The organism is Stenotrophomonas sp. FW305-3-2-15-E-LB1, assembly GCF_058787375.1.
The window spans coordinates 40359-65172 of sequence record NZ_JBYSZR010000027.1 but is presented as its reverse complement, the minus strand read 5'-3'; the positions used below and the strand labels follow the sequence as shown (position 1 = coordinate 65172).

Annotated in this window: 22 protein-coding genes and 1 tRNA gene; 20 read left to right on the top strand and 3 right to left on the bottom strand. The window is 65.7% G+C overall.

The features are described 5' to 3' along the window. Nucleotides 1–201 precede the first annotated feature (201 nt). Both accD and glmM read left to right on the top strand, forming a co-directional pair. Nucleotides 202–1077, top strand: coding sequence for an acetyl-CoA carboxylase, carboxyltransferase subunit beta (gene accD / locus AC3WL7_RS17035; RefSeq protein WP_492751848.1), 876 nt, complete (start codon nucleotides 202–204; stop codon nucleotides 1075–1077). Next, complete coding sequence (gene glmM, locus AC3WL7_RS17030) at nucleotides 1077–2441, top strand: phosphoglucosamine mutase (protein ID WP_079222620.1); 1365 nt, start codon at nucleotides 1077–1079, stop codon at nucleotides 2439–2441. The genes accD and glmM overlap by 1 nt, the downstream gene beginning before the upstream one ends. A 78-nt stretch (nucleotides 2442–2519) precedes the next feature. Here glmM and AC3WL7_RS17025 read toward each other — a convergent pair whose 3' ends face one another. From AC3WL7_RS17025 to AC3WL7_RS17015, 3 genes are read right to left on the bottom strand one after another with little or no spacing between them, the layout of a single operon-like run. Beyond that, complete coding sequence (locus tag AC3WL7_RS17025; protein ID WP_492751845.1) at nucleotides 2520–3377, bottom strand: polysaccharide deacetylase family protein; 858 nt, start codon at nucleotides 3375–3377, stop codon at nucleotides 2520–2522. After that, a complete protein-coding gene (locus AC3WL7_RS17020) occupies nucleotides 3370–4515 on the bottom strand; it encodes a glycosyltransferase family 4 protein (protein ID WP_313419980.1) in 1146 nt (381 codons plus the stop codon). The genes AC3WL7_RS17025 and AC3WL7_RS17020 overlap by 8 nt, the downstream gene beginning before the upstream one ends. A gap of 19 nt (nucleotides 4516–4534) precedes the next feature. Further along, nucleotides 4535–6418, bottom strand: a complete 1884-nt coding sequence (locus AC3WL7_RS17015) for a sulfatase-like hydrolase/transferase (RefSeq protein WP_492751843.1) — start codon at nucleotides 6416–6418, stop codon at nucleotides 4535–4537. Between the two features lie 197 nt (nucleotides 6419–6615). Between AC3WL7_RS17015 and AC3WL7_RS17010 the strand changes: the two genes are divergently transcribed. The 18 genes from AC3WL7_RS17010 to nuoN all read left to right on the top strand — a co-directional run bounded on the left by AC3WL7_RS17010 (nucleotide 6616) and on the right by nuoN (nucleotide 24685). Beyond that, nucleotides 6616–7551 carry an isopenicillin N synthase family dioxygenase gene (locus tag AC3WL7_RS17010; protein ID WP_079222616.1) on the top strand — a complete coding sequence of 312 codons (936 nt, stop codon included), beginning with the start codon at nucleotides 6616–6618 and terminating at the stop codon, nucleotides 7549–7551. Between the two features lie 730 nt (nucleotides 7552–8281). Continuing rightward, a complete protein-coding gene (tpiA, locus tag AC3WL7_RS17005; protein ID WP_079222615.1) occupies nucleotides 8282–9037 on the top strand; it encodes a triose-phosphate isomerase in 756 nt (251 codons plus the stop codon). 32 nt (nucleotides 9038–9069) lie between these two features. Further along, nucleotides 9070–9507: a preprotein translocase subunit SecG gene (secG, locus tag AC3WL7_RS17000; protein WP_492751841.1), complete on the top strand. Its 438-nt coding sequence runs from the start codon at nucleotides 9070–9072 to the stop codon at nucleotides 9505–9507. Between the two features lie 51 nt (nucleotides 9508–9558). Beyond that, nucleotides 9559–9643 (top strand) — tRNA-Leu (locus tag AC3WL7_RS16995). Nucleotides 9644–9753: 110 nt separating this feature from the next. Further along, on the top strand, nucleotides 9754–10110 hold the full coding sequence (locus tag AC3WL7_RS16990; protein WP_079222613.1) for an NADH-quinone oxidoreductase subunit A: 357 nt from the start codon (nucleotides 9754–9756) through the stop codon (nucleotides 10108–10110). Next, a complete protein-coding gene (locus AC3WL7_RS16985; protein ID WP_492751840.1) occupies nucleotides 10101–10655 on the top strand; it encodes a NuoB/complex I 20 kDa subunit family protein in 555 nt (184 codons plus the stop codon). Before AC3WL7_RS16990 ends, AC3WL7_RS16985 begins: the two co-directional genes overlap by 10 nt. Before the next feature lie 33 nt (nucleotides 10656–10688). After that, nucleotides 10689–11438 (top strand): NADH-quinone oxidoreductase subunit C, encoded by a 750-nt coding sequence (locus AC3WL7_RS16980; RefSeq protein WP_079222611.1) that lies wholly within the window; start codon nucleotides 10689–10691, stop codon nucleotides 11436–11438. Further along, entirely contained in the window at nucleotides 11435–12742 is a 1308-nt protein-coding gene (locus tag AC3WL7_RS16975) for an NADH-quinone oxidoreductase subunit D (protein ID WP_283222217.1), read from the top strand. The genes AC3WL7_RS16980 and AC3WL7_RS16975 overlap by 4 nt, the downstream gene beginning before the upstream one ends. A gap of 97 nt (nucleotides 12743–12839) precedes the next feature. Next, on the top strand, nucleotides 12840–13367 hold the full coding sequence (nuoE, locus tag AC3WL7_RS16970; protein WP_079222609.1) for an NADH-quinone oxidoreductase subunit NuoE: 528 nt from the start codon (nucleotides 12840–12842) through the stop codon (nucleotides 13365–13367). Nucleotides 13368–13371: 4 nt separating this feature from the next. After that, a complete protein-coding gene (gene nuoF, locus AC3WL7_RS16965; RefSeq protein ID WP_492751836.1) occupies nucleotides 13372–14712 on the top strand; it encodes an NADH-quinone oxidoreductase subunit NuoF in 1341 nt (446 codons plus the stop codon). Further along, nucleotides 14709–16943: an NADH-quinone oxidoreductase subunit NuoG gene (nuoG, locus tag AC3WL7_RS16960; protein ID WP_492751835.1), complete on the top strand. Its 2235-nt coding sequence runs from the start codon at nucleotides 14709–14711 to the stop codon at nucleotides 16941–16943. Before nuoF ends, nuoG begins: the two co-directional genes overlap by 4 nt. Then, nucleotides 16940–18034, top strand: a complete 1095-nt coding sequence (gene nuoH / locus AC3WL7_RS16955) for an NADH-quinone oxidoreductase subunit NuoH (RefSeq protein WP_006381129.1) — start codon at nucleotides 16940–16942, stop codon at nucleotides 18032–18034. The genes nuoG and nuoH overlap by 4 nt, the downstream gene beginning before the upstream one ends. Before the next feature lie 4 nt (nucleotides 18035–18038). Beyond that, nucleotides 18039–18527, top strand: a complete 489-nt coding sequence (nuoI, locus tag AC3WL7_RS16950) for an NADH-quinone oxidoreductase subunit NuoI (RefSeq protein WP_005410456.1) — start codon at nucleotides 18039–18041, stop codon at nucleotides 18525–18527. A gap of 9 nt (nucleotides 18528–18536) precedes the next feature. Continuing rightward, complete coding sequence (locus AC3WL7_RS16945; protein WP_492751826.1) at nucleotides 18537–19196, top strand: NADH-quinone oxidoreductase subunit J; 660 nt, start codon at nucleotides 18537–18539, stop codon at nucleotides 19194–19196. Next, nucleotides 19193–19498 carry an NADH-quinone oxidoreductase subunit NuoK gene (nuoK, locus tag AC3WL7_RS16940; RefSeq protein ID WP_053519917.1) on the top strand — a complete coding sequence of 102 codons (306 nt, stop codon included), beginning with the start codon at nucleotides 19193–19195 and terminating at the stop codon, nucleotides 19496–19498. The genes AC3WL7_RS16945 and nuoK overlap by 4 nt, the downstream gene beginning before the upstream one ends. A 7-nt stretch (nucleotides 19499–19505) precedes the next feature. Continuing rightward, a complete protein-coding gene (gene nuoL, locus AC3WL7_RS16935) occupies nucleotides 19506–21677 on the top strand; it encodes an NADH-quinone oxidoreductase subunit L (RefSeq protein WP_200734143.1) in 2172 nt (723 codons plus the stop codon). A gap of 23 nt (nucleotides 21678–21700) precedes the next feature. After that, entirely contained in the window at nucleotides 21701–23209 is a 1509-nt protein-coding gene (locus AC3WL7_RS16930; protein ID WP_079222603.1) for an NADH-quinone oxidoreductase subunit M, read from the top strand. A 15-nt stretch (nucleotides 23210–23224) separates the two neighbouring features. Continuing rightward, nucleotides 23225–24685, top strand: coding sequence for an NADH-quinone oxidoreductase subunit NuoN (gene nuoN, locus AC3WL7_RS16925; protein WP_200734145.1), 1461 nt, complete (start codon nucleotides 23225–23227; stop codon nucleotides 24683–24685). The last annotated feature ends 129 nt before the right edge of the window (nucleotides 24686–24814 follow it).

Here is a 24814-nt window from a genome sequence, read left to right as displayed (position 1 = left end):
GCGCCGGGCCGTGCCCGGCGACGCGGGGTTTGAGCAGCGTCCGCCGGGCATGGCCCGGCGCTACCGGCGCTAAACGTACGTCCCAGCATGGTTTTTTCCTGCCGGCCCGTGCCCCGCAAGGGGTGCACGGGCGGGGGCAGCGGAGCTAGACTGTCCGCCTTTGCGGCCCTCGGGCCGCCCTGAACGGAAGTGTCCTCCCGCATGAGTTGGCTCAGCAAGTTGATGCCGTCCGGCATCCGCACCGACAACACCCCCAGCAAGAAGCGCAGCGTCCCCGAGGGCCTGTGGGAAAAGTGCAGCAGCTGCGGCAGCGCGCTGTACCGCCCCGAGCTGGAAGAGAACCTGGAGGTCTGCCCGAAGTGCGGTCACCACATGGCGATCCGCGCCCGCGCGCGCCTGGCGGCCCTGTTCGACGCTGACAGCACCACCGAGATCGGTGCGCGCCTGGGCCCGACGGACCTGCTCAAGTTCAAGGACCAGAAGAAGTACAGCGAGCGCATCAAGATCGCGCAGAAGAACACCGGCGAGTACGACGCGCTGATCGCCATGCGCGGCCTGCTCAAGGGCCGTCCGCTGGTGGCGTCGTCCTTCGATTTCGCCTTCATGGGCGGTTCGATGGGTTCGGTGGTCGGCGAGCGCTTCGCCCTGGCCGCTGAAACCGCGGTCGAGATCGGTGCGCCCTACGTGTGCTTCTCCGCCAGCGGCGGCGCGCGCATGCAGGAAGGCCTGTTCTCGCTGATGCAGATGGCCAAGACCTCCGCTGCGCTGGGCAAGCTGCGTGAAGCCGGCCTGCCGTACATCTCGGTGCTGACCCACCCGACCACCGGTGGCGTGTCGGCCTCCTTCGCCATGCTGGGCGACATCAACATCGCCGAGCCGCAGGCGCTGATCGGCTTCGCCGGCCCGCGCGTGATCGAGCAGACCGTGCGCGAGAAGCTGCCTGAAGGCTTCCAGCGCTCCGAGTTCCTGCTGGAACACGGTGCCATCGACCAGATCTGCGACCGCCGTGAAATGCGTGACCGCCTGTCCGACCTGCTGGCCATGCTCGGCCGCCAGCCGGCGCCGGAGGCTGCGTAATGGCAGGCCGCAGGTACTTCGGTACTGACGGCATCCGCGGCCGCGTCGGGCAGAGCCCGATCTCGGCCGACTTCGTGATGCGCCTGGGCAATGCGCTGGGCCGCGTGCTGGTCGACCAGCGCGGCCACGACGGGCGTCGCCCGATCGTGGTGATCGGCAAGGACACGCGCATTTCCGGCTACATGTTCGAAGCCGCACTGGAAGCCGGCCTGGTGGCCGCCGGTGCCGACGTGCAGCTGCTGGGGCCGATGCCGACCCCGGCGGTGGCCTTCCTCACCCGCACCCTGGGCGTGGATGCCGGCGTGGTCATCAGTGCCTCGCACAACCCGCACTACGACAACGGCATCAAGTTCTTCTCCGCCCAGGGCGAGAAGCTTGATGACGCCACCGAGCTGGCGCTGGAAGCAGCGCTGGACGTGCCGTTCACCACGGCCGAGTCGGAAAAGCTGGGCAAGGCGGCGCGCGCGCGCGAAGCGGTCGGCCGCTACATCGAGTTCTGCAAGGCCAGCGTGCCGCGCACCTTCGACCTGCGTGGCGTGCGCCTGGTACTGGACTGCGCCCACGGTGCGACCTACCAGATCGCGCCGCTGCTGTTCCGTGAGCTGGGTGCCGACGTGATCGGCATCGGTGCCGAACCCAACGGCGTCAACATCAACGACGGCGTGGGTTCGACCCACATCGACAACCTGGCGGCCAAGGTGCGCCAGACCGGCGCGGACCTGGGCATTGCCTTCGATGGCGACGGCGACCGCGTGCTGATGGCCGACGACCAGGGCAACCCGGTTGACGGCGACGACCTGCTCTACATCCTGGCCCGTGCGTGGCAGGCCGACGGCCGCCTGCGCGGTCCGGTGGTCGGCACGCTGATGAGCAACTTCGGCCTGGAAAAGGCTCTGGGCGAACTGCAGATCCCGTTCGTGCGCAGCAACGTGGGCGATCGTTACGTGCACCAGGCGCTGGTGGAAGGCGGCGGCGTGCTCGGCGGCGAAGCCTCCGGCCACCTGCTGTGCCTGGACCGCGCAACCACCGGCGACGGCATCGTCAGCGCCCTGCAGGTACTGGTGGCCCTGCGCCGCAGTGGCCAGACCCTGCGCCAGGCCCTGCAGCCGCTGGCCAAGGTGCCGCAGAAGACCGTCAACGTGCGCCTGGGTGATGTCTCGGCCAAGACCACCGTGCAGGCGGACAGCGTGCAGTCGGCGCTGGCCGAAGCACAGCAGGCAGTGGCCGGGCGCGGTCGCGCGTTCCTGCGTCCGTCCGGCACCGAGCCGGTGGTGCGCGTCACTGTCGAAGCCGACGAGGCCGTGCTGATGCAGGACACGCTGGATCGCCTGTCGGCCGCAGTGAAGGCGGCAGCCTCCGCCTGAGGCGGCTGCACTGGGCCCAGACGGAAAACGCCCCGGGAGACCGGGGCGTTTTTGTTTTCCGCAGCGAAGGTCGCGTGATCAGGGCCCCGGCACCATCTTCTTCTGGCGCGCCTTGAAGCCGTTGAAGAACGGCGCGATCAGCGGGTTGTAGCTCTGCGCGATGCGCTTGCGCAGCCAGCTGGCCGGGCGGTTGCGGATCGCGAAGCGGTAGATCCGCTCCGGATCGCCGCCGACCACGTTGCGGCCGAACGGGTGGGTGGTGTGCAGGTAACGGAAGCCGTGCTCGCGGGCCACCTCGACATGATCCTGGTCGAAATCGCCGTAGGGCCAGCACAGTGTGTCGGACACTTCGCCCAGCTTGTCCTGCAGCACCTGTCGCGAGATCGCCAGGTCCTGGCTGATGCCGGCACGGCGCTGTGCGCGGTCCAGGTCATCACGGCGCAGCCAGCGGGTGTGGGTGTGGGTATGGCAGTGCACTTCGAAGGTGCCGGCCTCGATGGCTGCGCGCGCTTCGCTCCAGCGCATCATCACCGTGTCGCTACGGTCGTCCTCGAAGATCGCCGCTTCGCAGCCACGGTGGTCCGGCGTCGCCGGCAGCGTGGCCCCGGCGATGCCGGCATGCGGGCGTACGTCGCCTTCGCGCATCCAGCCGGTCACCACGAACACCACCGCATGCATGCCGTACTTCTGCAGGATCGGGTGCGCGTACACCCAGTTGTCCAGGTAGCCATCATCGAAGGTGATGACGATGGACCGGCGCGGCACCGGCTTGCCGGCAAGGAAGCCCGCGTACTGGTCCAGAGTCAGCGAGGTCCAGCCGTTGTCGGCCAGCCAGGCGATCTGGCTCTCGAAGTTCTCCGGCGAGACGGTGATCATCCCCGGCGAGGGGCTGACGTGGTGGTGCATCAGCACCGGAACAGTTCGCGCATCAGCCATGTCCCAGCTCCTTCAGCCACTGGTGGTAATAGGATTCGGTGGTTTCGCCATGCCCGGCCGGGCTGAAGTCGTGCGCACTGCGCATCCAGTCCCAGCCTGCACGGCCCATCAGCTGCCGTCGCTGCGGATCGTCCACCAGCAGGCGCAGCGCAGCGGTCAGCGCGCCATTGTCGCCCAGCCGGGTGAGGATCGCATTGCTGCCCTCCAGCACCATTTCAGGCACGCCGCCCACCCGCGTGGCCACGATCGGCACGGCCACGTAGGCGGCCTCCAGGAACACCGTGCCGGCGGCCTCCTTGTGCGAGGCGAGGGCGAAGATGTCAAAGCCGGTCATCAGGCGGCAGGCGCTGTCACGGTAGCCGAGCAGGTGTACCTGCTGCTGCAGGCCATGTTCTTCGCGCATCGCCAGCAGGCGCTGCATGACCGCCTCGCCATTGCCCACCACCACCAGGTGCAGTCGCGGGTTGGCCTTGCACAGCGGCGCGATCGCGCGCAGCAGGTCGGCATGGCCCTTCGGCTCGCGCAGCACGGCCACGCACCCGACCACGATGTCCTCGTCGCTGAAGCCGAGTTCGGCACGGACCTCGGCGCGCACGTCCTGCAGGCACTGCCATGGGTCTTCCTTGCGCATGTCGGTCCAGCGCGGCGGTACCGCGATGGGCGGCACGATGCCGATGCTCCCGCCAGCGATGCCGCGCTCGGCCAGCAGCTGCTTGACGAACCGGCTCACGGTAATGATCCGGTGCGGCAGCCCGGTATAGGTCAGCAGCGAATTGACCGGGCTCATCAGGTGGCGCGAGCGCACCACCAGCGGCGTTCCGCCCAGGCGTGCGCCAGCAGCGGCGATCAGCGTGTCGCGCCGGCTGGTGGTGTTGACCACGTCGTAGCGCTCGCGGCGAACCAGGCGCGAGACCGACCAGATGCCGCGCATCAGCCGGGCCATGCCACCCATGCGCAGGGTGTGCACGGTGAAGCCATCATCGCGGGCCAGCGTGCCCAGCCGCGCGTCGGGCTGGCACAGCAGCGCGACCTCGTGGCCGCGCGCACGCATCACCTGCATGTGGCGAAGAATGTAGATCTCCTGGCCACCCATTCCCTTGGCGGCTTCGGTGTGGAGGATGCGCAACGGGCGGTTCATCGTGAATCTGTCCTGGATTTCAACGGTTGCGGAAGCGCGTGAGCGCGTCCCATGCGGTGCGCAGTGCGGCCGGGTCCGGCGCCTGCTGCGGTAGGGGCAGGTAGTCCTGGTCCAGTGCGGTGGCGTTGCCGAACTTGTCGAACACGTAGATCACCTCGCCGTGGCGTACCGCGCGCTGTGACCAGCTCTCGACCACCAGCGAGCGCTGGCCCTGCGGCACGGCCAGCAGATCCTGGCCGGTACTGAAATCACCCAGCGCGTTCTCGCAGCCCAGCGCATGCCGCATCAGCGTCGGCACCCAATCCTCGTGGGAGCTGGTGCGCGCGTCGTGGCCGCTGGCTTCGCCCGGCCAGCGCAGCACGAACGGCACCTGCACCTGGTGGTTGGAGAAGTTGCCGTTGTGGCCCCAGTAGTTCAGGCCGAGGTCGTTGAATTCTTCGGCGTGGTCGCCGGTCACCAGCACGATGGTGTCCTGCTCCAGGCCCTGTGCGCGCAGCTGTTCGAGCAGCTGGCCGACCAGGCTGTCGGCGTAGTGCACGGCCGTGTGATAACGGTTCAACTCCGGCGCCGGGTCATGGTCCGGGCCGAACTTGAGGAAGTCGATGTCGGCGGCCATCGGCGTGGCCACCGGCGGATAGCCGGCCGGCATGTGGTACGGCGCGTGGGTGGAATCGAGGAAGACGAAACCGAACCAGGGGCGCTGCGCGGCCTGGCTGCGGGTGATGTCCTGCTGCAGGGACGCGATGATGCTCTGGTCGCGCGCGGACGGATCCAGTTCCGTCGGCCCCTGGTGCAGCTGGTCGCGCACATCGGCAAATGCGGTGCGGTCGAACTCGGGGCTGTACAGCGGCGCGCTACCGTACAGATGCAGGTCGTAGCCCTGCTGCTGCAGCACCTTGAACAGCTGCGAGCCGCGCTGCTCGTCCAGCATGCTCGGCCAGTAGCCACCCGGCAGGCCGTACAACAGGCCGAACAGACCGTAACGGGTCGCGTTGCCGGTGCTGAGGTGGTGGTCGTAGACGCGGGCCGAGCCGGCCAGCGCCGCGGTGTGGGGCATGTACTGCGGGGTCAGCGCGTCGTGCCGCAGCGATTCCAGCACCACCATCAGCACGTTGGGCCGGCGGTGGCTCTGGCAACGCAGCGGCTGCAGCGGATACTGCAGCTGGGCGTGGCGCGGATCGGGCAGGCCGGCCTGCTGCTGGCTGTGTACGCCCAGCCGACGCATGAAACTCTTGGCGGTGATCGGCTGCGCCCAGGGCAGGTAGTTCCACTGGCTGATCACCGCGCGTTCGCCCAGCGCATCGTAGTAGGCGGTGGCGACCTGGCCGCCGCCCATCAGCAGCGCAACGGCGGTCCAGGCCTGCAGCACGCGGTGCCGGTGCGGCGCCGGCGAGAGCAGCTTCCAGCAGGCCCAGGCCAGCAGCGCCTGGGCAGCAAAGAGGGCCGCCACCAGGCCGGCCACCTGCAGCCAGGTCTTCCACGAAAGGCTGACCTGGTCCTGCAGTGCGCCACCAAACACCATGTTGGCGACCATCGCATTGAGATGGAACCGGTACAGGGCGAACACCTTGGCGTCGACCAGCAGCAGGCACAGCCACAGCCCCTGCAGTGCGATGGCAGAAAGTGTCAGCGGGCGCGCACTGCGCGGCCACAGGCCGATCGCCAGAGGCAGCGCACCGGCCAGCGCGCCCAGCGCCAGCAGGTGGCCGGGCAGGGCGACGGCCAGATAGGCCAGGCCGAGGCCGCCACCGGGGTTGTCGCGCAGCGGCACGTTGCCCAGCGTGATCAACAGGGCCAGCGCTGCGTTGGCGGCGACGAACAGCGACCACCACGCCAGCCGGCGCCAGCGGCGGTCAGGTGCGGAAAGCGGGGCAGGGGCGGAATCGGGCGAGGCGGCGGACATGGTGCAGGAGCGGGCGGGCAGGGGGCAGGGGACGTGCTGCATGGGCGCCCGGAGGGGCTGCCTGCTCGCGCGGGTGGCGCATTGTATCGGTTTGTTTCATTGTATCGGTGGCGTACCTGGGCCGATCTGTCACAATGTTCAGGCTGGCCGGCAGACAGCTGCCGGCTCATTGACCCAACGACAAGCCAGGAACCGCTGTGAGCCAGATCCCGACCCTCGACATCACCCGTTTTGACAGCGACCGCGAGGCCTTCGTGGCCGAGCTGGGCGCGGCCTACCGCCAATGGGGATTCGCGGGCATCCGCAACCACGGCATCCCGCAGGCCGACATCGACGCGGCCTACGATGTCTTCAAGGCCTTCTTCGCCCTGCCGGACGAGGTCAAGCGCAAGTACCACGTGGCCGGCAGCGGCGGCGCCCGCGGCTACACCCCGTTCGGTGTGGAAACCGCCAAGGGCTCCAAGCACTTCGACCTGAAGGAGTTCTGGCACATCGGCCGCGAGATCGCCGACGACTCCAAGTACCGTGACGTGATGGCGCCGAACCTGTGGCCGACCGAGGTCGAAGGTTTCCGTGAGCGCGGCTACGGCCTGTACCAGGCGCTGGACAACCTGGGCTCGCGCGTCCTGTCGGCACTGGCCCTGCACATCGGCCTGCCGGAAGACTTCTTCGCCGACAAGACCAACTTCGGCAATTCGATCCTGCGCCCGATCCACTACCCGCCGATCACCACCGACGACATTCCGAACGTGCGTGCCGGTGCCCATGGCGACATCAACTTCATCACCCTGCTGGTCGGCGCCAGCGCCGCGGGCCTGGAAGTGCAGTCGCATGAGGGCGAGTGGGTGCCGTTCACGTCCGACGCGGACACCATCGTGGTCAACATCGGCGACATGCTGCAGCGCCTGACCAACCACGTGTACCCGTCGACCATCCATCGCGTGGTCAACCCCCCGGGCGAGCTGGCCCGCCAGCCGCGTTACTCGGTGCCGTTCTTCCTGCACCCGAACCCGGACTTCCTGATCGACGTGCTGCCGTCGTGCATCACCCCGGAGAACCCGAGCCGGTACCCGGAGCCGATCACCGCCCACGGCTTCCTCGAGGAACGCCTGCGCGAGATCAAGCTGAAGTAATGAGAAAGCCGCCGAAAGGCGGCTTTTTCTTTGCAGGGCTGCGCCCTGCACCTGCAGAGGCCAGAGCCAGAGCAAAAGCCAAAGCCAAAGCCAAAGCCAAAGCGGCTCTGGGTTTCTGCGGGTTGGGCGGGGCGGTGTGGGTTGGCAGGACACGCCGTAAACCCGTCCATGGGGGCTCGATGGCGCCATCCATGGCGCCAACGGTCCTGCCAACCCACACCGCCCCACCCCCGACACTTTCCCGCGGCGGCTGGTACCGGCGGCTCCTGGCAGGTGTCGACCTTGGTCGACACGGTAGATCCACGCCATGCGTGGATGAGATCTGTCAGATCGAAGTGGGGTAGGGGGCTGGTCCAACACGGCAGCCACCCGGAATGCTGCTTCTGCTCTTGCCCTTGCTCTTGCTCTTCTTTTTTCTTTCCGTGGCGGGGGAACCGCCGGAATGTGTCAGAGGCCGGGCGGGGCAGGGGCGCGGGACCGCAGGCGCCATGGATGGCGCCTACGAGCCCCCATGGATGGGTTCACGGCGCGTCCCGCGCCCCTGCCGCGCCCGGCCAAGCCAATAAATCAAACCGGGCCGTTCGCGACCAACCCACCCCACCAAACCCAACCCACCCGCCACGAGGGGCTGCGCCGTTCGCTGAAAACCCATGTAACCGCTTACAAGCAAACGGGTTTTTCCCGTAACGGGTATCATGGGCGGCTGACTTCATACAGGAGCCACCCGCTCATGCGCCGCAAGATCGTCGCCGGAAACTGGAAGCTGCACGGCAGCCGTCAATTCGCCACTGACCTGCTGGGCCAGGTGGCTGCGGGGCTGCCCAAGGCCGGGGTGGAGGTCGTCATCCTGCCGCCGCTGCCCTACCTGGGCGAGCTGGTCGAGGACTTCGGCGGGACCGGCCTGGTGTTCGGTGCCCAGGACGTCAGCAGCAACGAGAAGGGCGCCTATACCGGGGAGGTCTGCGCCGCCATGCTGCATGAGGTCGGTGCCCGCTACGGCCTGGTCGGCCACTCCGAGCGCCGCCAGTACCATAATGAAAGCAGCGAGCTGGTCGCGCGCAAGTTCGCCGCCGCCCTGCATGCCGGCCTGGTACCGGTGCTGTGCGTGGGTGAAACCCTGGAACAGCGCGAGGCCGGGCAGACCGAGGCGGTCATCGCTGCCCAGCTGGCCCCGGTCCTGGCCCTGGTCGGGGGCGAGGGTTTCGCCACTGCCGTGGTCGCCTACGAGCCGGTCTGGGCCATCGGCACCGGCAAGACCGCCAGCAAGGAGCAGGCGCAGCAGGTCCACGCGTTCATCCGTGGCGAAGTGGCGCGCATCGATGCTAGAATTGCTGATTCACTGCCCATTCTTTACGGCGGCAGCGTGAAGCCCGACAATGCCGGGGAACTGTTCGCGCAGCCGGATGTCGATGGTGGGCTGGTCGGCGGCGCCTCCCTGGTGGCCGCGGACTTCCTGGCCATCGCGCAGGCGGCGGCTGCGAACTAACTCTACAAGTATTGTCCGAGGGCGGATTCCCAATGCTGATGTTGATCCTCAATGTCGTCTACGTGCTCGTGGCCGTGGCCATGATCGCGCTCATCCTGATGCAGCGTGGTTCGGGTGCGGCGGCTGGTTCGGGCTTCGGCGCTGGCGCCTCGGGCACTGTGTTTGGTGCGCGTGGCGCGTCCAACTTCCTGTCCAAGTCGACCAAGTGGCTGGCCGTGGTGTTCTTCGGCATCAGCCTCTTCATGGCCTGGTATGCCGGTCACGGCAGCCGTCCGGCGGCCGAGCAGGACCTGGGCCTGATGTCCACCCCGGCGGCCAGCGCTCCGGCCGCTCCGGCGGGTGAACTTCCGGCCGTTCCGAAGGCCGATGCGGTCCCGGCCGCCCCGGTTCCGGCCGCGACTGTGCCGGCTCAGGCGGAATCTTCGGTTTCTGGTGAAGAAAAGCCTTCGGAAGGCTCCCAGAAAGACTGAAGACGGTTACAATATGCGGCGCATCGGGTTATCTGACTGATGTGATCGTTTGCCCAGGTGGCGGAATTGGTAGACGCACTACCTTGAGGTGGTAGCGACTTAGGTCGTAGGGGTTCGAGTCCCCTCTTGGGCACCATTTGTAAGTAAAGCGGGTTCTCCTGGCGCGCAATGCGCCAGCCGTTTCCCGTCCACTCCCCCATGCCAAAGCGCCTGCAGGCGCGGCGGCAGAGGCAAGAGAGAATCGCTGTGCTGGCCGAATATTTGCCGTCTCTGCTGTTTCTGATCGTCGCGACCGGTATCGGCATCACGCTGATGCTGATCGGTCGATTCCTCGGTCCCCGCCGCCCCGATCTGGAAAAGCTCTCGCCGTACGAGTGCGGCTTCGAGGCCTTCGAAGACGCGCGCATGAAGTTCGACGTGCGCTACTACCTGATCGCGATCCAGTTCATCGTCTTCGACCTGGAAATCATCTTCATCGTGCCGTGGACCCAGGTCTTCATGGAGCTGGGCGCCCGTTCGCTCGTCACCATGGGCCTGTTCGTCGGCATGCTGTTCCTCGGTTTCATTTACGTCTGGAAGAAGGGAGCGCTGGAATGGGAGTGATTCAGACTCTCGATGGCCTCATGAACAATCCGGTCCCGGAAGGGCGGGTTGATGACATCCTGCGGCCTGAGGGCGACAACCCGCTGCTGGAAAAGGGCTTCGTCACCACCAGCGTCGACGCACTGCTGAACTGGGCGCGCACCGGCTCGATGTGGCCGATGACCTTCGGCCTGGCCTGCTGCGCGGTCGAGATGATGCACGCCGGCGCCTCGCGCCTGGACCTTGACCGCTACGGCGTGGTGTTCCGCCCGTCGCCGCGTCAGTCCGACGTGATGATCGTGGCCGGCACCCTGGTCAACAAGATGGCCCCGGCGCTGCGCAAGGTCTACGACCAGATGCCGGACCCGAAGTGGGTCATCTCGATGGGCAGCTGCGCCAACGGCGGCGGCTACTACCATTACTCCTATTCTGTCGTGCGCGGCTGTGATCGCGTGGTGCCGGTGGACGTCTACGTCCCGGGCTGCCCGCCGACCGCCGAGGCGCTGGTGTACGGGATCCTGCAGCTGCAGAAGAAGATCTGGCGTACACAGACCATCGCCCGCTGACCCTTCCACACTACAAGAGCGCGCCAAGCCCCCATGGCAGAGCAAGCATCCTTCATCGACCGACTCTCCGCACGTTTCGCTGGTGCGAAGGTCATCGTGGTCGAACCCCGCGGCGAAGTGACGCTGGAGGTGCCTGCCGCCGAGTGGCATGCCACCGCGCTGGCGCTGCGTGACGAGTTTGGTTTCGAGCAGGCCGTGGATCTCTGCGGCGTCGATTACCTCGGTTATGGCTCCGACGAATGGGACACCGCTGACGTGTCCTCGCAGGGCTTCAGCCGCGGCGTCGAAGGCAAGGCCCAGGGCCGTTTCGCGTGGGGCGAGTTCCCCACCGAGGAAAACGGTGCCGATGGCGCGAGCCCGCAGCACATGCCGACCCAGCGTTTCGCCGTGGTCGCCCAGCTGCGCTCCTACCAGCACAACCTGATGTTGCACCTGCGCTGCTTCGCCCCTGACGAAGCACTGCCGGTGGTGTCCTCGCTGACCGGCATCTGGCCGGGCCTGAACTGGTTCGAGCGCGAAGCGTTCGACCTGTACGGCGTGATCTTCGAAGGTCACCCGGACCTGCGCCGGATCCTGACCGACTACGGTTTCGTCGGCCATCCGTTCCGCAAGGACTTCCCGCTCATCGGCAACGTCGAAGTCCGCTACGACGAAGAAAAGAAGCGCGTGATCTACGAACCGGTCACCTCGGTGGAGCCGCGTGTCGGCGTGCCGCGCGTGATCCGTGACGACGCCCGTCTGCAGACCGCAGAAGGTGAGCGCGCGCAGGAGGCAGTGAAGTGAGCCACGTACACCAGGCCGGCGAAGCCTTCGCCAGCAACCCCGCCGAAAGCCGGCAGGAAATCCGCAACTACACCATGAACTTCGGCCCGCAGCATCCGGCCGCCCATGGTGTGCTGCGCCTGATCCTGGAAATGGATGGTGAAACCATCATGCGCGCCGACCCGCACGTCGGCCTGCTGCATCGTGGTACCGAAAAGCTGGCCGAATCCAAGCCGTTCAACCAGTCGATCGGTTACATGGATCGCCTGGATTACGTGTCGATGATGTGCAACGAGCACGCCTACGTGCGCTCGATCGAGACCCTGATGGGAATCGAGGCGCCGGAACGCGCGCAGTACATCCGCACGATGTACGACGAAATCACCCGCATCCTGAACCACCTGATGTGGCTGGGCTCCAATGCCCTCGATCTGGGTGCGATGGCGGTCATGCTGTACGCCTTCCGTGAGCGCGAAGAGCTGATGGACTGCTACGAAGCAGTTTCCGGCGCGCGCATGCACGCGGCGTACTACCGTCCGGGCGGCGTCTACCGCGACCTGCCGGACCACATGCCGAAGTACAAGGAATCGCGCTGGCACAAGGGCAAGGCACTGAAGCAGCTCAATGCTTCGCGTGAAGGCTCGCTGCTGGACTTCCTGGAGAACTTCACCAACGAGTTCCCGGGTCGCGTCGACGAATACGAAACCCTGCTGACCGACAACCGTATCTGGAAGCAGCGTACGGTCGGCATCGGCGTGGTCAGCCCGGAACTGGCCCACCAGTGGGGCATGACCGGCGTGATGCTGCGCGGTTCGGGCGTTGCCTGGGATCTGCGCAAGAAGCGTCCGTACGCCAAGTACGATGCCGTCGATTTCGACATCCCGCTGGGCAAGGAAGGCGACTGCTACGACCGCTACCTGTGCCGCGTGGCCGAAATGCGCGAATCCAACCGCATCATCAAGCAGTGCGTGGCGTGGCTGAAGGCCAACCCGGGCCCGGTGATGGTGAAGAACTTCAAGGTCGCTCCGCCCAGGCGCGAGGACATGAAGGACGACATGGAAGCACTGATCCACCACTTCAAGCTGTTCAGCGAAGGCTATTGCGTCCCGGCCGGCGAAACCTATTCGGCGGTGGAAGCCCCGAAGGGCGAGTTCGGCTGCTACCTGGTCTCCGATGGCGCCAACAAGCCTTTCCGCGTGCACCTGCGCGCGCCGGGCTTCGCCCACCTGTCCTCGATCGATTCGATCGTGCGCGGCCACATGCTGGCTGACGTGGTGGCAATGATCGGCACCTACGATCTGGTGTTCGGCGAGGTTGACCGGTAATGACGTCTGCCAAGCCAACGCCTGCTGCAGGCAGCCGGCGCAAGCCGGCGCCGCAGTTTCTGCAATTTCACGTTATGCATTTCGCTGAGGTCGGCCGATGAAGGCGACAGGTAATTTCGAGACGGCGCGCGACGTCGACCCGATGGTGGTGTTGAGCGACAAGACGCGCGCTCACATCGATCACTGGCTGTCCAAGTTCCCGCCGGACCGCAAGCGCTCTGCCGTGCTGCAGGGCCTGCACGCGGCCCAGGAGCAGAACGAGGGCTGGCTGACCGACGAGCTGATCGCCGGCGTGGCCAAGTACCTCGACCTGCCGCCGGTGTGGGCCTACGAGGTCGCCAGCTTCTACTCGATGTTCGAGACCGAGAAGGTGGGCCGCAACAACGTGGCCATCTGCACCAACATCAGCTGCTGGCTCAATGGCGCCGAGGACATCGTGCGCCATTGCGAGAAGAAGCTGGGCATCAAGCACGGCCAGTCCACCCCGGACGGCCGCGTCTACCTCAAGCGCGAGGAAGAGTGCCTGGCAGGCTGCGGTGGTGCACCGATGATGGTCATCAACGGTCATTACCATGAGCGTCTGACCCTGGAAAAGGTCGACGAGCTGCTGGACGGGCTGGAGTAAGGGCATGGCACATCACCACGAATCCAAGGGTCCGGTCGGCCCCGCGCCGCTGCCGCACCAGGTGGTCTACACCACCCTGCATTACGACACCCCGTGGTCGTACGAAAGCTACCTGAAGACCGGTGGCTATGCCGCCCTGCGCAAGATCCTCGAAGAGAAGATCCCGCCGGAGCAGGTCATCGAGATGGTCAAGGCCTCGGGCCTGCGCGGCCGCGGTGGCGCTGGCTTCCCGACCGGCCTGAAGTGGTCCTTCATGCCCAAGGGCAACATGCAGAAGTACATCCTCTGCAACTCGGATGAATCCGAGCCGGGCACCTGCAAGGACCGCGACATCCTGCGCTACAACCCGCATTCGGTCGTGGAAGGCATGGCGATCGCCTGCTACGCCACCGGCTCGACCGTGGGCTACAACTACCTGCGCGGTGAGTTCCACCACGAGCCGTTCGAGCACTTCGAGCAGGCCCTGGCCGACGCCTATGCGAACGGCTGGCTGGGCAAGAACGTGATGGGCTCGGGCGTGGACATCGATATCTACGGTGCGCTGGGCGCCGGCGCGTACATCTGCGGCGAAGAAACCGCACTGATGGAATCGCTGGAAGGCAAGAAGGGCCAGCCGCGCTACAAGCCGCCGTTCCCGGCCAATTTCGGCCTGTATGGCAAGCCGTCGACGATCAACAACACCGAAACCTACGGTTCGGTGCCGGCGATCATCCGCAACGGTCCGGAGTGGTTCAAGGGCCTGAGCCTGACCGCCAATGGCGGCCCGAAGTGCTTCTCGGTGTCCGGCTGCGTGCAGAATGGCGGCAATTTCGAAGTGCCGCTCGGCACCAAATTCCACGACCTGCTGGAAATGGCCGGTGGCCTGCGTCCGGGCCGCACGCTGAAGGGCGCGATCCCGGGCGGCGTGTCGATGCCGGTGCTGACCGCGGCCGAGCTGAAGGACCTGCCGATGGACTACGACACCATCCGTGCACTGGGCTCCGGCCTGGGGTCGGGCGCCGTCGTGGTGCTGGATGACAGCGTCTGCTGCGTCAAGTTCGCCTGCCGCATCAGCCAGTTCTTCCACAAGGAATCCTGCGGCCAGTGCACCCCGTGCCGTGAAGGTACCGGCTGGATGCACCGCGTGCTGGAGCGCATCGTCGCCGGCAAGGCAACGATGGAAGACCTGCACCAGCTGAAGGCGGTGGCCGGCCAGATCGAAGGCCACACCATCTGTGCGTTCGGCGAAGCGGCTGCATGGCCCATCCAGGGCTTCCTGCGCCAGTTCTGGGACGAGTTCGAGTACTACATCGTCAACGGTCATTCGATGGTTGACGGCAAGAAGGTGGAGGCAGCCGCTGCATGAGCGCGCAACCCGTAAATCCGAGCGTCCCACCCGATCACGTCACCATCGAGATCGATGGCAAGTCGCTGGTCGTGCCCAAGGGCTCGATGATCATCCAGGCCGCCGACAAGGCTGGCATCTCCATTCCGCGCTTCTGCTACCACGAGAAGCTGCCGATCGCCGCCAACTGCCGCATGTGCCTGGTGGACGTGGAGAAGTCGCCGAAGCCGGCGCCGGCCTGCGCCACCCCGGTGATGGACGGCATGAAGGTCGCCACCCGCAGTGAGAAGGCGCTCAAGTTCCAGCGTTCGGTGATGGAGTTCCTGCTCATCAACCACCCGCTGGACTGCCCGATCTGCGACCAGGGCGGCGAGTGCGAACTGCAGGACGTCTCGCTGGGCTATGGCCGTTCGGTCAGCCGCTTCAACGAGCGCAAGCGCGTGGTGCCGGACGAGGACATGGGTCCGCTGGTCGCCACCGAGATGACCCGCTGCATCCAGTGCACCCGCTGCGTGCGCTTCACCGCCGACGTGGCTGGCACCTATGAACTGGGTGGCATGTACCGCGGCGAGAACCTGCAGATCGGTACCTACGACGGCAAGCCGCTGACCACCGAGCTGTCCGGCAACGTCGTCGACGTCTGCCCGGTCGGCGCGCTGACCAACAAGGTGTTCCAGTTCCGCGCCCGCCCGTGGGAACTGACCGCGCGCGAATCGCTGGGCTACCACGACGCCATGGGTTCGAACCTGTTCCTGCACGTGCGTCGCGGCGAAGTGCTGCGTACCGTGCCGCGCGACAACGAAGCGGTCAACGAGTGCTGGCTGTCCGACCGTGACCGCTACTCGCACCAGGGCCTGTACAGCGAAGACCGTGCGGTCAAGCCGCTGCGCAAGGTCAATGGCGAGTGGAAGGAAGTGAGCTGGGCCGAAGGCCTGGCCGCGGCCGCCGAGATCCTCAAGGCCCACCAGGGTGACCACCTGGGCGTGCTGGTGCACCCGTCGACCTCCAACGAGGAAGGCGCGCTGCTGGCCCGCCTGGCCAAGGGCCTGGGCTCGAGCAACATCGACCACCGCATCAACAACCGCGATTTCTCCGACGCCGCAACCGCCGAAGTGTTCGGCCTGCCGCTGGCCGAAATCGAAGGCGCCGACCGCATCGTCGTTCTGGGCAGCAACATCCGCCACGAACTGCCGCTGCTGCACGCCCGCCTGCGCAAGGCGCAGACCACCAAGGGCGCGAAGATCCACGTCGTCAACCCGGTGGACTTCGACTTCGCCTTCAGCGTTGCCGGCAAGCAGATCGTCGCCCCGTCGAAGTTCGTCGACGCGCTGGCCAACGAAGAACTGCGTTCGGCAGTGCAGGGCGGTACCAACACCGTGCTGATCGTCGGTGGCATCGCCGAGAACCACCCGCAGGCCGCCGCGATCCGCGCCGCTGCGCGTGACTTCGCTGCCGCTACCGGTGCCAGGCTGTGCCGCATTCCGCAGGGCGCCAATGCCGTGGGCCTGACCCGCGCCGGCGTGCTGCCGGCCGGCAAGGACGTCGCCGCGATGCTGGCGCAGCCGCGCCAGGCCTACGTGGTGTACGGCCTTGAGCCGGGCCTGGACTTCGCCGATGCACCTGCCGCGCGCAAGGCGCTGGTCGGTGCCCAGGTGGTGGCCTTCAGCCAGTTCGCCTGCGTCTCCACCCGTGATGTTGCCGACGTGATCCTGCCGATCGGCGCGCTGCCGGAAATCGACGCCACCCTGACCAACCTCGATGGTCGCGAGCAGTCGGCCCGTGCCGGCGGCAAGCTGCCGGGCGAGGCCCGTGAAGGCTGGCGCGTGCTGCGCGCACTGGGCGGCGACATGGCGCTGGCCGGTTTCGACTTCACCGACCTGGCCGGCCTGCGTGCCAGCCTGGCCCCGGTGTCGGTCACCGTTGCCGCTTCGGCGCAGCCGGTGGTTGCCGGCGAAGGCCTGGAAGTGGCTTCGACCGCCGCGATCTACCGCACCGATGCGGTGGTCCGTCGCGCCCCGGCGCTGCAGTCGCATCCGCTGAACAACGCCCCGCGCATCGTGCTGAACGCTGACGATGCCGCGCGCCTGCAGCTGCAGGAAGGGCAGATGGCCAAGGTCGGCACCGATGCCGGCAAGGCCACCCTGCCGGTGGTGGTCGACGCCCGCGTCGCTGCGGGTTCGGTCTGGATTGAATCGGGCCACGGCGCGACCGCGCCGCTGGGTGCCGCTCGCGTATCGGTGGTGGCTGCATGAACGAATTGCTGTTGAACGCGGTCGACCCGCTGCACCAGTGGCTGCTTGGCCTTGGTGATATCGGCGCGCTGATCTGGATCATCCTGAAGATCCTGGTGATCACCGTTCCGGTGATCATCTCGGTGGCCTTCTACGTGGTCTGGGAACGCAAGCTGATCGGCTGGATGCACGTCCGCCACGGCCCGATGTACGTGGGCATGGGCATCTTCCAGGCCTTCGCCGACGTCTTCAAGCTGCTGTTCAAGGAAGTGGTCCAGCCGAGCAGCGCCAACAAGGCGATCTACCTGCTCGCACCGCTGATCACCCTGGCCCCGGCCTTCGCGGCCTGGTCGGTGGTGCCCTTCGATTCGCAGATCGTGCTGTCCAACGCCAACGCAGGCCTGCTGTACCTGCTGGCGATGACCTCGCTGGGCATCTACGGCATCATCCTGGCCGGTTGGGCGTCCAACTCGAAGTACGCGTTCCTGGGTGCCATGCGCGCCTCGGCGCAGATGATCAGCTACGAAATCGCCATGGGCTTCGCCCTGGTCGGCGTGATGATCGCGTCGGGCAGCCTGAACCTGAGCAACATCGTGATGGCGCAGGCCGGCAATTCCGGCTTCTTCGACTGGTTCCTGCTGCCGCTGTTCCCGCTGTTCGTCATCTACTGGGTGTCGGGCGTGGCTGAAACCAACCGCGCGCCGTTCGACGTGGTGGAAGGCGAATCGGAAATCGTCGCCGGCCACATGGTCGAATACTCCGGCGGTGCCTTCGCCCTGTTCTTCCTGGCCGAATACGCGAACATGATCCTGATCAGCTTCCTGATCTCGATCTTCTTCCTCGGCGGCTGGCTGAGCCCGATCCAGGGTTGGGTCAACTTCGGTGATGTCTCGCCGCTGGTCGACTGGATCTGGAAGGGCGGCGCACCGTGGCTGTTCGTCAAGGTGTTCTTCTTCGCCAGTGCCTACATCTGGTTCCGTGCCAGCTTCCCGCGCTTCCGCTACGACCAGATCATGCGCCTGGGCTGGAAGGTCTTCATCCCGCTGGCCATTCTGTGGATCGCGGTTACCGCCGTCATGGTGTTCTTCGGCGTGATTCAAAAGGGCGTCTAAAGTGATGAACAGGATTACCCATTACTTCAAGAGCCTGCTGCTGCTCGAACTGCTGGCCGGTCTCTGGCTGACGCTGAAGTACAGCTTCAAGCCGAAGTACACGATGATGTACCCGATGGAGAAGTTCCCGCAGTCGCCGCGCTTCCGTGGCCTGCACGCCCTGCGCCGTTACCCCAACGGTGAAGAGCGCTGCATCGCCTGCAAGCTGTGCGAAGCGGTGTGCCCGGCACTGGCCATCACCATCGACTCGGCCAAGCGCGAGGACGGCACCCGCCGTACCACCCGCTACGACATCGATCTGTTCAAGTGCATCTTCTGCGGCTTCTGTGAAGAAAGCTGCCCGGTGGACTCGATCGTCGAAACCCACATCCTCGAGTACCACTTCGAGAACCGTGGCGAAAACATCGTTACCAAGCCGCAGCTGCTGGCCCTTGGCGATCGTCTCGAAAACGAGATCGCCGAGCGTCGTGCCGCCGATGCCGCTTACCGCTGAGGTCGAGAGATGGATTGGGTAAATATCGCTTTCTGGGTGTTCGCCATCGCGGCAACGGTTTCGGCCGGTGCGGTGATCAGCGTGCGCAACCCGGTTCACGCCGTGCTCTGCCTGGTGCTGACCTTCTTCTCCATTGCCTGCGTGTGGCTGCTGGTCGGTGCCGAGTTCCTCGGTGTCGCGCTGGTGCTGGTCTACGTCGGCGCGGTGATGGTGCTGTTCCTGTTCGTGGTGATGATGCTCGACATCGATCCCACGAACCTGCGTGAGGGCTGGGTGCGCTACCTGCCGGTCGGCGTGATCGTGGCCGTCGCCATGCTGGTGCAGATGCTGATCCTGATCGGGGTGAAGGGCAGGGCGGTCAACGCCTTCCCGGCGGACAACGCTGCGGCCCTGGCTGCGGACACGTCCAACATCACCTGGCTGGCACGCAGCCTGTTCACCGAATTCCTGCTGCCGTTCGAGTTCGCCGCCGTCATCCTGACCGTGGCCGTGGTGGCCGCCGTCATGCTGACCTTGCGCCGTCGTACCGGCGTGAAGAGCCAGAACCCGGGCGACCAGACGATGGTCAAGGCTGGCCAGCGCCTGCGCATGGTCAAGATGGACGCTGAAAAGCCGCTGGTCCACAGCAACACCAAGCCGGTCGCGGGCGACGAGGAGACCCAGGCATGATCACTCTCGGCCACATCCTGGCGCTGGGCGCGGTGCTGTTCTGCATCAGCCTTGCCGGCATCTTCCTCAACCGCAAGAACATCATCGTCCTGCTGATGTCCATCGAGTTGATGCTGCTGTCGGTGAACATCAACTTCGTCGGGTTCTCGCGCCAGCTGGGCGATCCGTCCGGCCAGCTGTTCGTGTTCTTCATCCTGACCGTTGCCGCAGCCGAGGCCGCCATCGGCCTGGCGATCCTGGTGACCCTGTTCCGCACACGCCGCACGATCAATGTCGGCGAAGTCGATTCGTTGAAGGGCTGATCCACAGATGGAAATCACTCTCTCCAAGAGTCTGTTGATCGCAGTGGTGCTTGCACCGCTGTTCGGCAGCATCATCGCCGGCCTGTTCGGTCGCCAGGTCAAGCGCTTCGGCGCCCAGACCGTCACCATCCTCGGCGTGGCCATCAGCTGCGCCCTGTCGATGTATACCCTGTACCAGCTGGTCTGGGGCGGTGCGCAGCCGTTCAACCAGAACCTGTACACCTTCTTTGAAGTGGGCCAGTACTCGGCGCATGTCGGCTTCATGGTCGACAAGCTGACCGCGATGATGATGGTGGTGGTGACCTTCGTGTCGTTGCTGGTCCACATCTACACCATCGGCTACATGGAAGAAGACCCGGGCTACCAGCGCTTCTTCAGCTACATCTCGCTGTTCACCTTCTCGATGCTCACCCTGGTGATGAGCAACAACTTCCTGCAGCTGTTCTTCGGCTGGGAAGCGGTGGGCCTGGTGTCGTACCTGCTGATCGGCTTCTGGTTCAAGCGCCCGACCGCGATCTTCGCCAACATGAAGGCGTTCCTGGTCAACCGCGTCGGTGACTTCGGCTTCCTGCTGGGCATCGCTGGCGTGCTATGGGTGTTCGGCACCCTGGATTACTCGCAGGTCTTCTCGCAGGCCGGCGCACTGGCCAGCCCTGAAGCCAAGATGCAGATCTGGGACGGCACCGTCTTCGGCATGCAGCTGCTGAGCGAGCCGGTCGTCTGGTCGATCGCCACGGTCATCTGCATCTGCCTGTTCATCGGCGCCATGGGCAAGTCGGCCCAGGTCCCGCTGCACGTGTGGCTGCCGGACTCGATGGAAGGCCCGACCCCGATCTCGGCACTGATCCACGCCGCGACCATGGTGACCGCCGGTATCTTCATGGTCACCCGCATGTCGCCGCTGTTCGAGCTGTCGCAGACCGCGCTGAACTTCATCCTCTTCATCGGTGCCACCACCGCGTTCTTCACCGGCCTGATCGGCATCGTGCAGAACGACATCAAGCGTGTGGTCGCGTACTCGACCCTGTCGCAGCTGGGCTACATGACGGTTGCACTGGGCGTGTCGGCCTACTCGGCCGCCGTGTTCCACCTGATGACCCACGCCTTCTTCAAGGCGCTGCTGTTCCTGGGTGCCGGCTCGGTCATCATCGCGATGCACCACGAGCAGGACATGCGCAAGATGGGCGGCCTGCGCAAGTACATGCCGATCACCTTCATCACCATGTGGATCGGTACGCTGGCCCTGGTCGGTACGCCGTTCTTCTCCGGCTTCTACTCGAAGGACACCATCATCGAGGCGGCCGAGATCCACGCCCATATCCAGAACAGCTGGGTGGCCACCTATGGCTACTGGGCAGTGCTGGGTGGCGTGCTGGTGACCAGCTTCTACAGCTTCCGCCTGCTGTTCATGACCTTCCATGGTCCGGAACGCTTCCGCGATGCGCACCATGATGACCACGGCCATGACGACCATCATGCCGCCGATGCCCATCATGCCGACGCGCACCACGGCGATGCCCATGACGACCACGGCCATGGCCACGGTCCGCATGAGCCGCACGAAACCCCGTGGGTGGTGACCCTGCCGCTGATCCTGCTGGCCATCCCCTCGATCGCCATCGGTTTCTTCAGCATCGGCCCGATGCTGCACGGCACCGACTGGGCCGGCCACCACGCCCACGAGGCGATCAAGGGCCAGGCGACCACGTTCTTCACCGGCATCGTCGATTTCTACGATCCGGCCAAGAACACCGTCGGCTTCCTCGGCGAGGAGTTCCATGGTCCGGTGGCGTTCGCGCTGCACGGCATGATGCTGCCGCCGTTCTGGCTGACCCTGGCAGGCTTCCTGCTGGCCGCGCTGTTCTACCTGTGGAAGCCGGACCTGTCGGGCAAGGCCCGCAGGACCTTCGCTCCGCTGGTCTCGGTGCTGGAAAACAAGTACGGCTTCGACAAGCTGTGGATCGATGGCTTCGCCGGTGGCAGCGTCAAGCTCGGCAAGGTCGCACGCTGGATCGACAGCAACATCGTCGATGGCGTGGTCAATCTCTCGGCACGTGTTGTGGACGTCGCAGCCGGCGTGCTGCGTCGTACCCAATCCGGTTTCCTCTATCACTACGCCTTCGCGATGATCATCGGCCTGATTGCCCTCCTGGGCGTGCTGATGCATTACCTGCGTTGATGACCTGTACGGAATAAGAAGACGTGTCGAACTGGCCCCTACTCAGTGTCCTCATCTGGCTGCCGATCCTCGGCGGTGCCCTGATCCTTGCGATCCGTGATGCGCAGACCGCCCGCTGGGCGTCGATCGGCGTGGCGCTGCTGACCTTCGTTGCGAGTCTCTCGCTGCTCAGCGGCTACAACCCGGCTGCCGATGGCATGCAGTTCGTCGAGACCCATGCGTGGATCCCGGCGTACAAGATCGGCTACAACCTGGGCGTGGATGGCATCGCCATCGCGCTGATCCTGCTGACCACCCTGGTCGGCGTGCTGGCCCTGCTGGGCGCCTGGAGCGCGATCGACAAGCGCGTCAACCAGTACGTGGCTGCCTTCCTGATCCTGGAAGGCGTCACCGTCGGCATCTTCTCGGCCACGGACGCGATGCTGTTCTACGTGTTCTTCGAGGCGATGCTGATCCCGATGTTCCTCATCATCGGTGTCTGGGGCGGCCCGCGCCGCATCTACGCCGCGATGAAGTTCTTCCTGTACACCTTCCTCGGCTCCGTGCTGATGCTGGTGGCGCTGATCTACCTGTACATGAAGGGCGGCAGCTTCCAGCTGGCCGACCTGTACGCGCTGCCGCTGAGCGCCAAGGAACAGACCTGGATCTTCTTCGCCTTCCTGATCGCCTTCGCGGTCAAGGTGCCGATGTTCCCGGTGCACACCTGGCTGCCGGACGCCCACGTGGAAGCGCCGACCGCCGGTTCGGTCATCCTGGCCGCCATCGCCCTGAAGATCGGTGGCTACGGCTTCCTGCGCTTCAACCTGCCGATCGTCCCCGATGCGTCGAGCGAGTGGGCCTGGCTGGTCATCGCCCTGTCGCTGATCGCCGTGATCTACGTCGGCCTGGTCGCCCTGGTGCAGGACGACATGAAGAAGCTGATCGCCTATTCGTCGATCGCGCACATGGGCTTCGTCACCCTGGGCACCTTCATCGCCCTGTGGCTGGTGCGTGAAGCCGGCAACGCCGATGCCGCCCGCCTGGGCCTGCAGGGCGCCATGGTGCAGATGATCTCGCACGGCTTCGTGTCCGGTGCGATGTTCTCCTGCGTCGGCGTGCTGTACGACCGCATGCACAGCCGCCGCATCGCCGATTACGGCGGCGTGGTCAACGTGATGCCGTGGTTCGCCACCTTCGCCATGCTGTTCTTCATGGCCAATGCCGGCCTGCCGGGCACCAGTGGTTTTGCCGGTGAATTCATGGTCATCCTGGCTGCGTTCCAGCGCAATCCGTGGATCGCCCTGGGCGCCGCCACCACCCTGATCATCGGTGCGGCCTACACCCTGTGGCTGTACAAGCGCATCTTCTTCGGCGAAGTGGCCAACAGCCACGTGGCTGAGCTGAAGGACATCAACGGCCGCGAATGGGCGCTGCTGACCGTGTTCGCCATCGGCGTGCTGGCCCTGGGCATCTACCCCAAGCCGCTGACCGACCTGATGGAGCCCTCGATCGCGAAGCTGGCGATGCAGATCGCATCCAGCAAGCTGCTGTAATTCCAGGATTTGATGATGACCACCTCGCCGCTGTTGCCATTGACCGCCGCTGACCTGCCACCGCTCGCTCCCGAGCTGGTGCTGATCGGCAGCGCCTTCGCCCTGATGATCCTCGACCTGTTCGTCAGCAACCGGAACAAGATCGTCACCCACCTGTTCTCGGTCGCTGCCCTGGCCGTGGTGCTGTTCATGCTCGCCACCGGCGTGGGCGGGCAGGGTGAGGTCTTCCACGGCATGTTCGTGCGCGATACCGCCGCGGACGTGATGAAGACCGGGATCGTGCTGCTCAGCGGCCTGACCCTGGTCTACGGCTGGCGCTACCTGCGCGACCGCAACCTGTTCCAGGGCGAAATCCCGGTGCTGATCCTGTTCGGCACCGCCGGCATGATGATCCTGGTTTCGGCCGGCAGCCTGCTGATGGTCTACCTGGGCCTGGAACTGCTGGCCCTGTGCTCCTACGCCCTGGTCGCCAGCAACCGCGACAGCGGCCTGGCCTCGGAAGCGGCGATGAAGTACATCGTCCTCGGTTCGCTGGCATCGGGCCTGCTGCTGTACGGCATGTCGCTGATCTACGGTGCCACCGGCAGCCTGCACCTGGACGCCATCCAGGCCGCCATCCCGCATTCGGAGGAGCGCGTGCTGCTGGTCACCGGTGCGGTGTTCATGATCGCCGGCGTCGCCTTCAAGCTGGGTGCCGCGCCGTTCCACATGTGGCTGCCGGACGTGTACCAGGGTGCCCCGGCACCGATCGCGCTGTTCATCAGCTCGGCACCGAAGCTGGCCGCCTTCGGCATGGCGTACCGCCTGCTGGAAATGGGCGTGGGCCCGCTGTCCACCGAACTGCAGCTGCTGATCGCCGGCCTGGCCGCTGTGTCGCTGGTCATCGGCAACCTGATGGCCATCGCGCAGAGCAACCTCAAGCGCATGCTGGCGTTCTCCACCGTCTCGCACATCGGCTTCCTGCTGATGGGCATCGCCGGTGGTGGCGCGCAGGGCTATGCCGCCGCGCTGTTCTACGCACTGGCCTACGCCATCATGTCCACCGCCGCCTTCGGTGCGATCATCGCCCTGTCGCGCGCCGGCTTTGAAGCCGAGAACATCGAGGACTTCAAGGGCCTGAACGCCCGCAACCCGTGGATGGCCGGCCTGGTGCTGTGCATCATGGCGTCGCTGGCCGGCATCCCGCCGTTCCTGGGCTTCTGGACCAAGCTGGCCGTGCTCGGCGCAGCCGTCAACGGCGGCCTGTTGTGGCTGGCCATCCTGGGCGTGCTGTGCGCCGTGGTCGGCTGCTTCTACTACCTGCGCGTCATCAAGGTCATGTACTTCGATGAGCCGGTGGGCGAGGCCATGCCGCGCAACAACGACCGCGTGCTGGGCGTGGTGCTGGGCGTGAATGCCCTGGCACTGCTGGCCCTGGGCCTGGCCTGGAACCCGATCATGGTCTGGTGCCAGCAGGCATTTGCGCATCTTGCATAAAAGTTGACACAAAGCTGCGCGATTCGTGTAATATGCGCAGCCTGAGTTGTCACTGCAGCGGTTCAGCCAGAACATCGTTGCGGTAGCCCTCCTCGAAAGAGCAGGGCAGCAGTTCAAACACTTCCGGTG